We start from the raw sequence: 15,035 nt of genomic DNA on the forward strand, positions 1-15,035 counted from the left end.
GTGCCATGAATTCGTCAATATTCGAATCGGTCAAGGACGTGATCGCAGATACGCTTGGTATCGCCGACCGCGCCCGCATCGCGGAAGCCTCCACGCCGTTGTTCGGCAACATCCCCGAACTCGATTCCTTCGCGGTGCTAAGTCTGGCATCGGCGTTGGAGTCCAGGTTCGGATTCCAGATCGACGACGACGATTTCACCGGCGAGATTTTCGAGACAGTCGGCTCACTCGCGGCGTTTGTCGATCGGCATCGAACGCATTGACGCTTGGCCATCCGGGCACCGTTGCTAGGTGCGGAGGTCGAGGGACTTGGGCAGGAGCATGGGGCAACCATGGATATTGTCGAAACATCGCCCGACGACAAAGGTGGGCTTGCGGTCATCATCGTCACCTATAACAGTGCCGAGGCTTTGCCGGCTTTGCTTGACTCGCTTGCAGACGGACTTCGCGGCATCGAGCGGTTCGAGGTAGTCGTCGCCGACAACAATTCGCACGATGGCTCCTCGGACCTTGCCGCGGCCCATCCCATTGGAGCACGGGTGATCCGCATGGGGTGGAATGCCGGCTATGCCGCGGCGATCAACGCGGCTGCTGCAACCGTTCGCCAAGGCGTCAGCCTGCTCGTTCTCAATCCGGATCTGCGACTTTATCCAGACGCGGCAAAACCGCTCGTCGAGCATCTGGCAAACCCGGGTGTCGGCGTGGTTGTGCCTATCAATTACAAGCAGGATGGGAGCGTCGACCCAACGCTGCGTCGCGAGCCCTCGGTTCTGAGCGCCTGGGCAGAGGCGGTTCTGGGCGGAAGCCTGGCAGCGAGGGTAGGGTGGGGAGAAATTGTCGATTTGTCCGCACGCTACGACAGCTGCGGTGCCGCCGAATGGGCAACCGGGTCGGCGCTTCTCATCTCCGCGCAAGCACGCAGGATCGTCGGTGAGTGGGACGAGTCCTTCTTCCTCTATAGCGAGGAAGTCGACTATCAGCGACGGGTGCGAGAGGCTGGCCTTTCGATTATCTTTGAACCGCAGGCAAAGGTCATGCATGCCGGTGGTGGTAGCGGCAGCAGCCCGCGGTTGTTCGCGCTGATGACTGCGAATCGAATTCGCTACTATCGCCGACATCACGGACGGCTGAAAGCGGCGTTGTTTGCTTCGGGAATCGCCTTCGGGCAGATGCTTCGATGCTGGCGCGGGTCAACACACCGCGCCGGACTAGGTGGCGCATTGCGGCCTTCCGGGGCGCTATCGCAATTCCGGGCGACGGCCCGAGCCTGAGTTGGAGAAAGTCATGAAGCGCCGGATTTTGACGTTTCACGGAATAGGTGAGCCTGAGCGACTTCTCGATCCGGGAGAAGCTGATTACTGGATTGGCCTTGACCGGTTCTGCGATATTCTGGATCGCGTCTGCCACCACGTCGATCGAGACAAAATTCTGATCACCTTTGATGATGGCAACCTGTCAGATCTTCGCCTTGCGGCGCCGGAACTATGCCGGCGGGGTCTGGACGCGGAATTCTTCGTGCTAACCGGGAGACTGGGCAAGACAGGCTCGCTCGATCGAGACGACGTTCGATGGCTTCTGAAGATGGGCATGCGTGTCGGCAGTCATGGGATCGACCACCGCGATTGGTCCGATCTGTCGGATGGCGAACTCGAATGGGAACTTTGTCAGTCGAAACGTCTGCTCGAGGAGATCTGCGGCCATCATTTGCATTCGGCCTCTATCCCGTTCGGTCGCTATAATCGCGCGACACTGGCGAAGCTGCGCGCTTGTGGCTACGAAACCGTCTATTCGAGTGACGGCGGTGACACCACGACCGGTCGATTCCTGCAGGCCCGCACCTCGATACGCAGCAGCATGACGGATGCGATGATCGACCATATTTTGGATGGTCACCTGCCCGCCATGAGGCGGCTTCGCAGAGCGGCGCGCATGACTCTTAGTGCTTGGTCGTAGGGCATCTTATACTCCCACCGTCGGTTTGATGCTGATGCCGGCCACGGTGGCTTGCACGTTTGTCCCTCGATCGGGCACCGCCTGTTAGGCCCGCTCTTTGAGAGTAGGCGATCGCCTGCAAGCAGGTCAGGCGTGACTGGCATCCTCCTTTGGGCGAAATACGCGCACCAGAAAGAATAAGCGCAATGTTTAGCGGTTCAGATTAGTATTGTTCCGAGTAAAACAAGCCCGTTGTGCTTGCAGTTTGAGCGTATATCAGGCCGTTGGGCATTCATGACCACAGTGCACCGCTATCAACCCGTCGATCGACCGTTTCGAAAGCCCGAGATATCGGCGAAAGCGGCACCAGAGATGGTGGCGCAACCTAACCACGGGCTTGCACTGCCAGTGAAGCTCTTCTTGGTCGGCCTGGTCCTGCCATGGATCATTCCGTTTGGTTCCCTCAATCTATCGGCCTATAGAATCGTGTTGCTGGTGGCATTCGTGCCATGCTCGGTGCTCTGGATGCAGGGCAGGGCTGGACGCATTCGTCTCCCTGATCTGGGGCTGACGCTGTTCCACCTCTGGGCCGCCGTTGGACTTGTCGTTGTCCACGGAATCGGTCCAGCGATTCAACCGGGTGGCATGCTGTTCATCGAGGGCATGGGCTCCTACTTGATGGCCCGATGCTTCATCCGTACGCCAGATGATTTTCGCAGCATGGTAATGTTCGTCTCGAAGCTGCTCGTGTGCTTGCTGCCGTTCTGTCTCTATGAATGGTTGACTGGGCAAAAGCCGCTCCTGACGATCCTTGGCACGATTTTTCCCACGGTCGAGATCACCCGGATGTATCCACGTATGGGCTTATGGCGCGTACAGGGACCGTTTAGTCATTCGATCCTGTACGGCGTGTTTTGCGCTAGCCTGCTTGCCCTAGTATGCCGGGCATCGTCATTCCGTTACAACGGTTTCACCGCGGTATTCTTCACAAGCGTGGTTGTCGGCAGTGCTGTCCTTTCCATGTCGTCGGCTCCAATTGCTGGACTTGCGTTGCAGATTGCGCTCCTGACCTGGGACAGATTGCTACGTGGCTTCCCGGGACGTTGGAAGCTATTGTGGGCGGTCGCAATCCTCGGCATCGGTGCTATCGAGTTCGGCTCCAACCAAACGCCCGCGCAGTTTTACGTCTCACATTTTACCTTCGAGCAGCAGACTGGCTGGTACCGCATGTGGATCTGGGAGTATGGCACCGCCTCAGTCGAAAGGCACCCGATCTTTGGAATTGGCCTTGGCGACTGGATGCGTCCGGGCTGGATGGTGAGCGATAGTATAGACAACTTCTGGCTTATCTTGGCAATGCGGCACGGCATCCCTGGCGTTACACTTATGGTGTTGTCCTGGTTCGGCTTGTGGTTTGCGATTGCGCGTAGGAAGGTTTTGGAGCCCGTTGTTGCCTCCTATCGCACCGCCTACCTTATTTGCATGGCAAGCTTCGTTTTCGTCGGCGCCACCGTGCATTTCTGGGGTGCCACATATGCGTGGTTTTTCTTCCTGGGCGGCGCCGGCGCCTGGATCCTGGATTCGCGTGGTCATGAAAACCCGTCAGGCCGAACAGTCAGTGACCGCGCTGCCGGCGGAGCACCAATGCGTGTCAGCCGCCTTGCAACGCGCCCATGAGTCGATTTTTCTAAGCGATACATCGATCAGTCGGGAACGCGAGCGGACACTCCAAGTGATGAGCGCAGGATCTGCCATCCCCGGGGTCCGATAGCCTTATGCAGATGCAGTCGCAGCCACGGCAGGCTGAATCGAATGGTCGGGTCCAGAGCAAGTGCAAATTCGGCCAGTTGGCGGGAGATATCGGATTCACGCTCATCAAGGGCGGCCGCGGCCTGGAGGGATGCGTTCACGGCAAGATCTCGCATCAATGTCCTTCGAAATTGCTCGACGCCTGTCCGCGTCGAGCCGACACGTTCCAGAAAATGCTCAATGGCCGCCAGCCTTTGTTGGAGATCGGGCAGGCGGGCCGATGAGTAGGAACGTGACATATTATGCGAATGCATGCGGTAGGCCGCCTGAGGGGCGCCAACGAACCCCACAGGTCCTTCGGCCGACAGGTTCAGCCACATCGCCATGTCGCCGGCGTGTGGGAGATGATGAGAATAACCGCCGACCTTCTTTTGTACCGCGGTTTTCACGATCGCGGTCGGCGTTGGAACAATGTTCCTGCCTTCCATAGCCTTGATGAAGTCCGCGCAGGCGAACACTTTCGTAGTGTCGCTGAATGCAGTTCCAAACGGTTTGCGTGCGGCCTGCGTCCCATCTTCGTAGGCCAAAATCGCATCCCCAAAGGCAAAGCTCATGTCTGGATTGGCTCTATGCAGTTCGGCGGCACGCGAGAGCGCACCGGCAAGCAGATAGTCGTCCGCGGATAGAAGGAGGAAAAGGTCGGCCTTGGCCCACTCGATCCCTTCGTTGTAGGTCGTTATATGTCCTTTGTTTCTTGTGTGACGAACAAACTCAATCCGGTTGTCCTGACGCGCGAGTTCTTCTGCGATCTCAGGTGAATTGTCAGGCGAGGCGTCATCGATGATGAGCAACCTTACCTCGACATCTTGTTGAGTGATGACGCTGTCGACGCATTGTTTGAGAAATTTGCCGTAGCGATAGCAGGGAATCACAATATCGACAGTGGTCATGTTGGCCTCTTTATGACGAGATTGAGATCGGAAAGGCCCGTCGAGATCGTGATCTGGCGGTCTCCGCGATGATCGCATTGCGAATTGCAGTGTCGACAGCTGCCCCGGCGATATCCCAAGACGTCGACTTGACACTGTCGGCAGCTCTTTTGGCCGCACTGCCAAAGTTTGGCATTGTCACGATCGCTTCTAGTGTTTCGGCAAGCGCATGCGGCAGCAGCGCGGCGTATCGGACATAAGCATTGTCCAGCACGATGCGATTGTGATCCGCTTCGTTGACGACTGGCATGCAGCCACAGGCAAGCATTTCATGAGGTACGAGCGAGACGTTCGTCAACGAGAGGCTTAACCCTGCAAAACTGCGGTTGTAGATCTGGTTGAGCTTGTCCGGAGAGACCAGGCCGTGGTTGGTGAACTTAAAGGGAAGGCTTCCCATCCGCTGGCCAAACAGGTGCAACTCGACATCAGGCTGCCGCTTGGAAAACAGCTCGAGAGCAAGCAGCCCAATCTCGACCGCGCGGCGCGGGGTGCCTGCCCTCGCATAGAAGGCAACGCCGGAGCGTTGCGAATTGGCATCAAAACGATAGCGTGTCGTATCGCATCCGAATGGAAACCAGTCCGTGTCCATTCCGAACTCGCGCGTGAGCTTTTCCGAGAGCCAACGTCCCGCGGTGAGCCCGTGGAATCCCATTCTGTAGGTAGTCTCTGCCAGAGCGCTGTTGGTGCCCACGGGGTAAAAGTACGGTTCATAATCCTGGATGAAATAGAACCTTTTGCCGGAGCACGACGCGTTGAACGCGGCATAGGCAGTGGGCCAGCACGTTGCTATGACGCCGTGGGCATCCTTCATGCCATGGCGAATGTCCTGGATCTCGCAGGTCAGTCCATAATAAGACCGTGCCAAGTCCTGATAGTATTGGCCGTCACCGCCGAAGGGGTCATAAAAGTAGACGCGGTTGTGATACCCGGCGGCCTGAAGATGCTTTAGCGTCCGATAGATGGTGGTGTGGCCTCCCGATCCGGGTCCAGCGGGGCCCACGATCCAGTTTAGCTCGATCGGCTGGCCGTCGTTTATGACCGGGATGGTCTGGTGTTGCGGCTTCGACAGGTCGGCCTGCAGGATATCCGATGGAAAAACGTGCCACATAAATGTCTTGGGTCGAATTGCGTCCGACAGCTTGGTCCTGATTTTGTCAGTGAGCGCGCCCGGCCCCTCATCGAACACAAGGCGCTTGATCTGACGCGTACGACGATTCAGCTGTGTGCGTGCTGTCGTCACGATCGCAATTGTCGACGCGAGGAGACTGACGCCCGAAAACTTCTTTGATGTAAGTGGCAATCGTGCCGTCTCCGTGCCCAATGCGGTCTTTACGCTCGCCTGCCGCGACGGTGTCTTTCCGCCTGGTCAATTGCGTCTGCATGACCAAATTCAATCCTATTCTATAAATTACTTTCGCTACGCAATGTAAAACTGGCAAATTGATTTCACGCGTACTCCTTTCGATCTATCGAATACCGATTTTTGTTTTCTTTACTCGAAGGATAAAAAAAGACTTCTTTGTCTTCAGTACATTGTTCAGCTGGGGGCGCGTTTTATGCTCGAGGTAAATGACGATCCGCTGGGATCGAGCGGTTGCTACGCGAGGCGGATGCCATGATCGCACAAAGCGTAAGGCTGGGCGATGACGTCGTGATCCATCATCCAGATCTCGTAAATCTTTACGGCTGCTCGATCGGCCGGGGCTCGCGCATCGGAACCTTTGTCGAGATCCAGAAGAACGCCTCAATCGCAGAAAACTGCAAGATCTCCAGCCACTCTTTCATCTGCGAAGGCGTGACTATCGAAGATGGCGTCTTCGTGGGCCACGGCGTGATGTTCACCAACGACCTGCATCCACGTGCCGTCAATCTCGATGGCACCCTTCAATCCGACGCGGACTGGTCGGTCGTGCCGACGCTTGTCAAGCGTTACGCCTCGATCGGCAGCAACGCGACCATCGTCGCCGGCATAACGATTGGCGAAGGCGCGCAGATTGGCGCAGGCGCGGTCGTCACCAAGGACGTGCCTGCCTACGCAGTTGTTGCCGGCGTACCGGCAAGAGTTATCGGCCGCGCAAAGGATGCGCCGCTCGAAGTCATTTCATCCGGGAGAGCAAGATGATTGGGGTTGCTGTCGTCGGTTACGGGTATTGGGGGCCGAATCTGGTCCGCAATCTTGCAGAAACGCCGGGCGCAAAGCTTGTCTGGGTATGCGATCTCAAGAAGGATCGCCTTGCCGGCGTCCAGCTGCGCTATCCGACGGTCCAGATCACCGACGATTTCGACGAGGTGTTGCGTGATCCCCGCGTTGATGCCGTCGCCATCGCGACGCCGGTATCGGCTCACTACATGCTGGCGATGAAAGCCCTGATGGCCGGAAAACATGTGTTTGTTGAAAAGCCGATGGCGTCAACCTCCGAAGAGGCTCGCCGGATGGTGGAGGAGGCGGCGCGCCGCCGTCTTGTTCTCGCTGTCGACCACACCTTCATTCATACCGGCGCCGTCCGCAAGATGCGGGAAATCATCGAGAATGGTCTCGGAGAGATCTATTACTACGATTCCGTGCGCGTCAATCTCGGCCTGTTCCAGCATGATGTCAGCGTCATTTGGGATCTCGCCGTCCACGATCTGTCGATCATGGACTACGTCCTGCCGGAAAAGCCGGTGGCGGTCTCGGCGACGGGCATGGGTCACGTTGCCGGCGAGCCCGAGAACATCGCCTATCTGACACTTTTCTTCGAGAGCAAGCTGATCGCCCACATCCACGTCAACTGGCTCGCACCCGTAAAGGTGCGCCGTACGCTGATCGGCGGCAGCAGCAAGATGATCGTCTATGACGATCTGGAGCCAAGTGAGAAGATCAAGGTCTACGACAAGGGTATCACGCTCAACGGCAATCCGCAGTCGGACGGCGAGAAGGTCTACGACATGCGCGTAGGCTACCGCACCGGCGACATGTACGCCCCACAACTCGATATGACGGAAGCACTTGGCCGGGAGCTCAAGCAGTTTGTCGATTGTGTCATGACAAACAGCCAGCCGATTGCCGATGGCCATGCAGGACTGCGCGTCGTGCGCATTCTTGAAGCCGCCACCCAGTCGCTGGCACAGCGCGGGCGTGTCATCGAACTCGAGCCGGCGAGGCTGATCGCATGATCCCCCTTCTCGACCTCAAGGCTCAGTATGCCTCTATCAAGAGCGAGGTCGAGCCCGCCGTGATGCGCGTGCTCGCCTCGGGCCATTATGTCCTCGGCGAGGAAGTCGCTCGCTTTGAGGACGAATTTGCGGTCTATTGCGATGCCAAGCATGCGATCGCAGTCAACACCGGGACAAGCGCTTTGCATCTTGCCCTGCTTGCTGCCGGCGTAGGTCCAGGCGACGAGGTTATTACCGTTTCCTTCACCTTTGTCGCGACCGCATCCGCAGTCTGCTACACGGGCGCTCGTCCAGTCTTCGTTGATGTCGAGCCAGCGACGCTGACAATGGATCCGGCTAAGCTGGAAGCCGCGATAACACCGCGGACCCGGGCCATCATGCCCGTCCATCTTTATGGGCAGATGGCCGACATGGACGCAATCAAGGCTATCGCTGACAAGCATGGAATTGCGGTGATCGAAGACGCCTGCCAGGCCCATGGCGCCGAATATAAGGGACGGCGTGCGGGAAGCATCGGTGTGTCGAGCTGCTTCAGCTTTTACCCCGGCAAAAACCTTGGCGCCTGTGGCGAAGGTGGTATCGTCGTCACCAACGATGACGAACATGCCAAGAAAATCAGAATGTTGCGGGACTGGGGTCAGGAGCAGCGCTATCACCACACGCTGAAGGGCTTCAACTACCGCATGGATGAGATCCAGGGCGCGATCCTGCGGATCAAGCTTCGACATCTCGAAGCCTGGACCGAAGCACGACGGGTTCGTGCCGATCGCTACTCAACGCTTTTGGCCGACTCGCGCTCGGTGCGCGTTCCCGTTGCGATGATGGATCGCCGCCACGTCTACCACGTCTACGCCGTGCGCAGCCGCGACCGTGAGCATCTGCAGCACTCGTTGCGGTCAGAGGGCATCCATACCGGGCTCCACTATCCGATCCCGATCCACCTGCAGAAAGCGCATGTTGATCTTGGGTATCGCGCCGGAGATCTCCCGGTATCGGAGGCCGCAGCGCGTGAGGTGCTCTCGCTGCCGATCTATCCGGAGCTGACATTGGAGCAAGTCGATCAGATTGCAGCTGCTGTGGAGCAGGACGCCTATGTCAGCTGACCCCGTCACCGGCGTGCGTCTTGTCCTGGCTGTCCATGGGCGCCAGCAAACCTCCGTGGACCCCGACTATGTCGTTCATCTGGCCGAAGAGTTGACGCGCTCCTATGGTACCGTGGGCCTCGTAGAACTCTACGCACGCTTCGCGACCGGCGACGGTTTTGTTGACAGTTTCATGCGCAAGGCGATCTGGAAAAGCCTGGCGCGCGGCTGTGGCAACGGCTTGCAGGTCGGCAGCGGCGCTGGTTTCAAACATCCGGAAACCTTCGAAATCGGCGACGGGGTTTTTATCGGCGCACAAGCCTACATTCAGGGCAGATTCGACGGCACGTGCCGCATCGGAAACAACGTCTGGATCGGCCCCCAGGCCTATTTTGATGCGCGTGACCTGGTGCTTGAGGATCATGTTGGGTGGGGCCCAGGCGCGAAGGTCCTGGGCTCAAGCCATACTGCAATGCCAGTCGATATGCCGATTATCCGCACCGACCTCGAAATCAAACCGGTCCGCATTGGCGCATGGGCAGACATCGGCACCAATGCCACGATCCTTCCCGGCGTGACCGTCGGCAAAGGCGCAATTGTCGGCGCGGGTGCCGTTGTTGTTGACGATGTTGCCCCCTTCTCTGTCGTGGCCGGCGTTCCTGCAAAATTCCTCCGCTGGCGAACGGATCAGGATTCGAGCGGACCAAATTCGGAGTGTTAGAGTATGAAGGATAAGCGGATTTTGATCACCGGCGGTGCCGGTCTCATCGGCTCGCACATTGCCGATCTCGTCGCCCGCGAGGAACCCAAGGAAATAGTGATCCTGGACAATTTCGTCCGCGGCAGGCGTGAGAACCTGGCCGACGCCGTGAACCGGGCTCCCGTGACGATAGTCGAGGGCGACATCAGGGATCGCGCGCTTATCAAGGAAGTCAGCCAAGGCATCGATGTCGTCTTCCACCAGGCCGCCATTCGCATCACGCAGTGCGCCGAGGAACCGCGGCTTGCTTTTGATGTCCTGGCAGGTGGGACATTCGACGTGCTTGAAGCGGCGGTGCTGGCCGGGGTGTCGAAAGTTGTGGCCGCGTCCTCAGCGTCGGTCCTTGGACTGGCCGACACCTTCCCGACCACCGAGGAACATCACCCCTACAACAATCGTACCATCTATGGCGCCGCCAAAGCCTTCAACGAGGGTTTGCTGCGCAGCTTTGCGGAGATGTATGGCCTGCGCTACGTGGCGCTTCGCTACTTCAACGTCTACGGTCCGCGCATGGATGTCTACGGCGCCTACACGGAAGTTCTGATCCGCTGGATGGAACGCATTGCCGGCGGCTTGCCGCCGATCATCCTCGGGGACGGTACGCAGACGATGGATTTCGTTCATGTACACGACATCGCGCGGGCCAATCTGCTTGCCGCGAAATCCGATGTGACCGACGAAGTCTTCAACGTCGCAAGCGGCACCGAGACGAGCTTGCGTGAGCTTGCAGCCCTGTTGACCAAGGTCATGGGCTCGTCGTTGGAGCCGCAATTCGGACCGGCGCGTAAAGTCAACGCCGTGCCGCGGCGCCTTGCCTCGACCGCCAAGGCCGAGAAGCTTCTTGGCTTCAGCACAAAGGTGACAATGGAAGAGGGCCTGCGCAATCTCGTAGAGTGGTGGCGCCAGGAAAAGAGCCTGAACGCAGGAGAGGCAGCATGAACCAGATCCCGGTTGCCAAGCCCGTCCTCGATGAGCAGGAGGTCGAGGCGGTTCGCCGCGTCATTCTGTCCGGTTGGGTTACACAAGGGCCAGAGGTCGCTGCCTTCGAAGAAGAGTTCGCCGATTTTGTCGGTGCCCGGCATGCATGTGCCGTTTCCAATTGCACGACCGCGCTTCACCTCGCCCTGAAGGCGGTCGGCGTCGAGGCCGGCGATGAAGTCATCACCGTTAGCCACACCTTCATCGCAACCGCAAATGCGATCCGCTATTGCGGTGCCGTGCCCGTCTTCGTCGATATCGAAAAAGACGGCTACAACATCGATCCCGACCTGATCGAGGCGGCCATCACGCCCCGTACCAAGGCCGTCATTTGCGTCCATCAGCTCGGAATGCCTTGCGATCTGCATCGCGTCGTTGCGATCGCGGCCCGTCATTCCATCCCCGTGATCGAGGATGCCGCTTGCGCCACCGGCAGCGAAATTCTCTGGAAGGGCCGCTGGGAAAAGATCGGCAAGCCCCACGGCGATGTAGCCTGTTTTTCGTTTCATCCTCGCAAGGTGGTGACAACGGGTGACGGCGGCATGCTGACGACGGCCAATCCCGAGTATGATCGAAAGTTCCGCCTGTGGCGGCAACATGGAATGAGCGTCACCGATGCTGTGCGGCACGGTTCGAAGCAGGTTATTTTCGAGTCCTATCCCGAGCTTGGATACAATTATCGGATGACGGACATGCAGGCAGCCGTTGGCCGCGAGCAACTCAAGCGTTTGCCGGCGATCATTGTGCGTCGGCGCGAACTTGCGAGCCAGTATGCCGAACAGCTTTATGCAGCAGCGGGGGTTGCGCCGCCCATCGAGCCCTCGTGGGCGCGCAGCAATTGGCAGAGCTTCTGCTTGGGATTGTCACGAGATCTCGATCAGCATGAAGTCATGCAGGAGTTGCTTGATCAGGGCGTCTCGACGAGACGCGGGATCATGAACATCCATCTTGAGGCCGCCTATGCCGAACCTGGCTCGCATCGCGTCGCAACCAGCCTGCAACAAAGTGTCCTGGCACAGCAGCATTCGATCATTCTCCCGCTGTTTGTGCAGATGACGGCGAGCGAATTGACGTCGGTTGCCGAGGCAGTGAAAGCGTCCGTTTGCGCGCCTGAATTGGCAATCGAACAGGTGGGTTGATCTTTCACGCTGTGTCTTGCCCCAAGTCTCAATTTCACTGGCCCGCATCCGCTAACCAACGAGATGGAGGGGCCGTGGATATTTATGCACCCCGTATACCTTCAAGCAGCGGCCGAATTGCTTTCGGGAACATGTGTTGTGGAAGCAGACCAGCAAGCATCCTCAGCGAGAATAGACCAACCAGAATTGCGATACACAGTCCAAGGCTTGTTGCTTGCCAGAGCGGCAAACACTGGAATGCGCCGAAGACAAGTGCCGATATCGGGAGATAGGCCGTAATTAATTTGCGATTGGCGGGTGACCAGCGGAAGTTCGTGAAGCGTCGCGCCACGCAATACATCAGGACGCTGTGCCAAACATAGAGGCCGAAGAAGGCAAGGCCAGCGCCTGCGGCGCCAAATGCCGGCACACACAGCCACGCCAGTCCAACGTGAACGACGGCGGCAGCGACTTCTGACCAGAAGAAAATCGCTTTTGCACCCTTGGCGAGAATAATGAATCCGATCGGCCAGGCCACAATGCGCAGCATCATTCCAAGGCAAATCCAGCGCAGAATATCGACCGCTCCCTGAAATGCAGAAGAGTAGAACAGCGCCATGACGGCCGGGGCAAGTGTTAGCGTCGCGATCAGGCCAGGACCGGCCAACAGGATGCTGACTTCAGTCTGTTCGTTGACCAGCCGGTTGCATTCTGCATTGTTCTCGGAGACGGCCGTGAGGCGCGGATAGAAGTCGGTGCCCATGGCCTGTAGGATGAAGCCCGCATAAAGCCCTCCCAGTGACCAGGCTGCCTGGTAAAGGCCGGCCGCATGCAATCCGCTCTCTGATGACACGATAAGGCGGATGGCATAGGCACTGCCCATGGTTAAAAAGCCACTCGCCATGAACACGATGCCGAGCTTGAACAGCGCGCTGGTTTCCTGCAAGGCCCGTCGCGCAGTAACAGGGACGCGAGGTATGTCAATCCTCCGGCTGAACCACCATGAGGCTACGAAGCTTGCGAAGGCTGCAGCTACCAGCGATATCGCAATTCCAGGCTCTCCGAAGAAGTAGATGATCGGCACCCCGACCACTACGCTGAAAAGGCCCCCAAGGACGCTCATCCAAGCAAGGCTGGAGATATCACGCATGCCCTGTATCAGCGCGGCTCTTCCTCCCGCTGCCACCTGAAAGAATACTGCTAGCGATAAGAGCATCACTCCAACGGTATGCTGGGGGGTACCGAAGGTAAATTGCGCAACAGGTTCCGAAAAGAGCAGTAAAAGGGCTGTTCCGACGAAGCCCAAAAGCAAGGAAACGCGGCGCAGCACCGCTACGACCTCGGCTATCTGCACAGTGTCTTTTGAATTGACAGCCGCAATCTGGCGAACACCGCTCGCATTGATGCCAAGCCCCGCCACGGTCTGTGAAATGTCCGCGATCGAACTATAAAGAGCCATCACTCCGATGCCCTCGGGCCCGAGAAGCAGCGCCATGGCTTTGTTTCGGATGATGGAAAACATCACATTGATAACCGACGACCCGGCGATAAGTATCGTCGACTTGACGATCTGTAAGTAACTCTTGCTCCCGGTGCCGATGGGAGGGGTCATCTTTGACGGGCCTGGCGTCGGCTTTTCAACACGATCGTCGTTGTCGAGGTCGCTGATCATTGGCTGATGTTGCGCGCAGTCGTTTCGGCCGCCTTCAGGGAGTTTGACGCCGAGGTTTGGGAGCCTGGCCGCAGGGTAACTTTCAGGACATCTCCAGGCATCATCGTGGTTGTTTCGGAGGCGTCGATTTCGTTGCTTTTTCCAGCAAGATTGCGAACGATGCTGAATGCGAGCTTCGGATCCTCATCGGGCCGCGCGGCGCTGCTGGATGACAGGCTGTCCATCAGCAGCTTCTGACTGGTATCTCTCTTCAGCAGCAACTGTCCTATGGTCGCCCGCTCCACCTGCAATTCCGAAGCAACTTCCGTCTGTCTTCTATCGTATAAACCCTCGAGATCTCGCGTTGTCTGACTTATGCTTTGGCGGGCCCGCATTATTGCAACCGTGAGATCAAGGCGGTCGTTTTGATAGCCTCTCATGACACGCTCGACGTCGGCCTGTCGCGTTGCAACGATAGCGCCCTTCTCAATGAGGGCAATCGTGCTGTCGAGCTGCTGTTGCACCGAGCCTATGTTCGCGTCCGTGCTTTTTACCTTCTCCTGCAGTACGTTGATTTCCTCCGACAGGAGGTCACGTAGTCCCGACAGTGATTTCGACTGTCTGGTCAGTTCATTTGCCCTGGCGGAGAATATTGCCTCTTCCTGCTTATAAATGGCAGCAGTCAACGGGTTCGCATTCGCGCCCTCTTGTCGGGATTTTAGGCTCTTTTCCCCGGCCATTTCCGCTTCCAGACGCTCGATTCTGGCCGTGCTGCGGATGATGGAGTCGTCGATTTCCTTTAGGTCGCCCACCAGTTTGGTCGTGTCCACCGAGTTTTGCGAACCAGCTGAGGCGCGCATTTGGCCGCCTCCCATTGCGAAGGCCTGCAGGACGGTGATGTCGGTGTGAAACGCATACTCACCGGGATTTGTAACATCGCCAACGACATAGATTGGTGGATATTTGAGGATCTCGATAGTGGCGGCTGGCTCATCGACAAGCCCGATCTTTTCCTTCAACTGCTTTGCAATGGTCGATGCCAGCGTTGTCTCATCCATGTTTCCAACGGAAACAGGTCCAAGCAGGGGGATCGATATCGTTCCTGCGTCCGAGACGGTATATTCGCCTCCGACCGTGGCCCATTGCTCATAGCTCCCCTTGGTCGGCATCCACTGAACGAGTGTCAACCGGATCTTCGTGTTCGGAAGAAGTGGGCTGCCGCAAGCTGCGCCGACATTCAGGAAAACGAGTGCAGCAATCGCTGCGGCGGGAAGCCGCGCTAGCAGCCGTAAAAGGTTGCCGAAGCCCATCCTCAATATCAAATAGTGCATCAGCAAACTTCCAGAGTTGGTTCTGCGTCGTTGCAAGTCTAATTTAGAGATGTCGCGAGAGTTTTATTTTAGATCTATTCTCTGTTGCTTGAAGAATACATTCACATGCGACCATCCGACAAGGGGCGCCAAATAACCAAAAATGATGAGTGTCTGACAGTGGTGACGGAAAGGAAATCTCTCGGGGCATTGGGGTTAGCTTTGAAACGCGGCTCACCGGGAACAAAAACTAGCCAAATGGACTAACAAACCGTTGGCGGCACACCCACTATCGATCAACTATCATGGA

General features: G+C 57.6%; 14 protein-coding genes. 10 read left to right on the plus strand and 4 right to left on the minus strand.

All coding sequences use genetic code 11. The annotated features are described in order from the left end of the window. The first annotated feature begins 5 nt into the window (after nucleotides 1-5). The 4 genes from FHT71_RS15025 (at nucleotide 6) to FHT71_RS15040 (ending at nucleotide 3,609) form a co-directional block, all read left to right on the plus strand. The gene (locus FHT71_RS15025) at nucleotides 6-263 is read left to right on the plus strand and encodes an acyl carrier protein (RefSeq protein WP_132590270.1); all 258 of its coding nucleotides are present in this window, start codon (nucleotides 6-8) and stop codon (nucleotides 261-263) included. 69 nt (nucleotides 264-332) lie between these two features. After that, nucleotides 333-1,271, plus strand: coding sequence for a glycosyltransferase family 2 protein (locus FHT71_RS15030; protein WP_183720620.1), 939 nt, complete (start codon nucleotides 333-335; stop codon nucleotides 1,269-1,271). Between the two features lie 13 nt (nucleotides 1,272-1,284). Further along, nucleotides 1,285-1,953 carry a polysaccharide deacetylase family protein gene (locus tag FHT71_RS15035; RefSeq protein ID WP_183720623.1) on the plus strand — a complete coding sequence of 223 codons (669 nt, stop codon included), beginning with the start codon at nucleotides 1,285-1,287 and terminating at the stop codon, nucleotides 1,951-1,953. A 273-nt stretch (nucleotides 1,954-2,226) separates the two neighbouring features. After that, nucleotides 2,227-3,609, plus strand: a complete 1,383-nt coding sequence (locus FHT71_RS15040) for a polymerase (protein ID WP_183720626.1) — start codon at nucleotides 2,227-2,229, stop codon at nucleotides 3,607-3,609. Nucleotides 3,610-3,635: 26 nt separating this feature from the next. Here FHT71_RS15040 and FHT71_RS15045 read toward each other — a convergent pair whose 3' ends face one another. Then, entirely contained in the window at nucleotides 3,636-4,631 is a 996-nt protein-coding gene (locus FHT71_RS15045; protein WP_183720629.1) for a glycosyltransferase family A protein, read from the minus strand. Nucleotides 4,632-4,641: 10 nt separating this feature from the next. Continuing rightward, on the minus strand, nucleotides 4,642-5,970 hold the full coding sequence (locus FHT71_RS15050; RefSeq protein WP_183720632.1) for a glycosyltransferase family 1 protein: 1,329 nt from the start codon (nucleotides 5,968-5,970) through the stop codon (nucleotides 4,642-4,644). Nucleotides 5,971-6,285: 315 nt separating this feature from the next. Here FHT71_RS15050 and FHT71_RS15055 point away from each other — a divergent pair, with 315 nt between their 5' ends. The 6 genes from FHT71_RS15055 to FHT71_RS15080 are packed head-to-tail and all read left to right on the plus strand — an operon-like array spanning nucleotide 6,286 to nucleotide 11,785. Further along, complete coding sequence (locus FHT71_RS15055; protein ID WP_183720635.1) at nucleotides 6,286-6,792, plus strand: acyltransferase; 507 nt, start codon at nucleotides 6,286-6,288, stop codon at nucleotides 6,790-6,792. Beyond that, nucleotides 6,789-7,826: a Gfo/Idh/MocA family oxidoreductase gene (locus FHT71_RS15060; RefSeq protein ID WP_183720638.1), complete on the plus strand. Its 1,038-nt coding sequence runs from the start codon at nucleotides 6,789-6,791 to the stop codon at nucleotides 7,824-7,826. Before FHT71_RS15055 ends, FHT71_RS15060 begins: the two co-directional genes overlap by 4 nt. Further along, nucleotides 7,823-8,929, plus strand: a complete 1,107-nt coding sequence (locus tag FHT71_RS15065) for a DegT/DnrJ/EryC1/StrS family aminotransferase (protein ID WP_183720642.1) — start codon at nucleotides 7,823-7,825, stop codon at nucleotides 8,927-8,929. Before FHT71_RS15060 ends, FHT71_RS15065 begins: the two co-directional genes overlap by 4 nt. After that, entirely contained in the window at nucleotides 8,919-9,629 is a 711-nt protein-coding gene (locus FHT71_RS15070) for an acyltransferase (protein WP_183720645.1), read from the plus strand. The genes FHT71_RS15065 and FHT71_RS15070 overlap by 11 nt, the downstream gene beginning before the upstream one ends. Before the next feature lie 3 nt (nucleotides 9,630-9,632). Next, entirely contained in the window at nucleotides 9,633-10,607 is a 975-nt protein-coding gene (locus tag FHT71_RS15075) for an SDR family NAD(P)-dependent oxidoreductase (RefSeq protein WP_183720648.1), read from the plus strand. Next, the gene (locus FHT71_RS15080; protein ID WP_183720651.1) at nucleotides 10,604-11,785 is read left to right on the plus strand and encodes a DegT/DnrJ/EryC1/StrS family aminotransferase; all 1,182 of its coding nucleotides are present in this window, start codon (nucleotides 10,604-10,606) and stop codon (nucleotides 11,783-11,785) included. The genes FHT71_RS15075 and FHT71_RS15080 overlap by 4 nt, the downstream gene beginning before the upstream one ends. Before the next feature lie 82 nt (nucleotides 11,786-11,867). Here the strand turns inward: FHT71_RS15080 and FHT71_RS15085 are convergent, their stop codons facing one another. Beyond that, nucleotides 11,868-13,376 carry an O-antigen translocase gene (locus FHT71_RS15085; RefSeq protein WP_183720767.1) on the minus strand — a complete coding sequence of 503 codons (1,509 nt, stop codon included), beginning with the start codon at nucleotides 13,374-13,376 and terminating at the stop codon, nucleotides 11,868-11,870. 56 nt (nucleotides 13,377-13,432) lie between these two features. Continuing rightward, a complete protein-coding gene (locus FHT71_RS15090) occupies nucleotides 13,433-14,746 on the minus strand; it encodes a polysaccharide biosynthesis/export family protein (RefSeq protein WP_183720654.1) in 1,314 nt (437 codons plus the stop codon). Between the last annotated feature and the right edge of the window lie 289 nt (nucleotides 14,747-15,035).

It is taken from the genome of Rhizobium sp. BK060 (assembly GCF_014193145.1).
Lineage (GTDB): Bacteria > Pseudomonadota > Alphaproteobacteria > Rhizobiales > Rhizobiaceae > Rhizobium.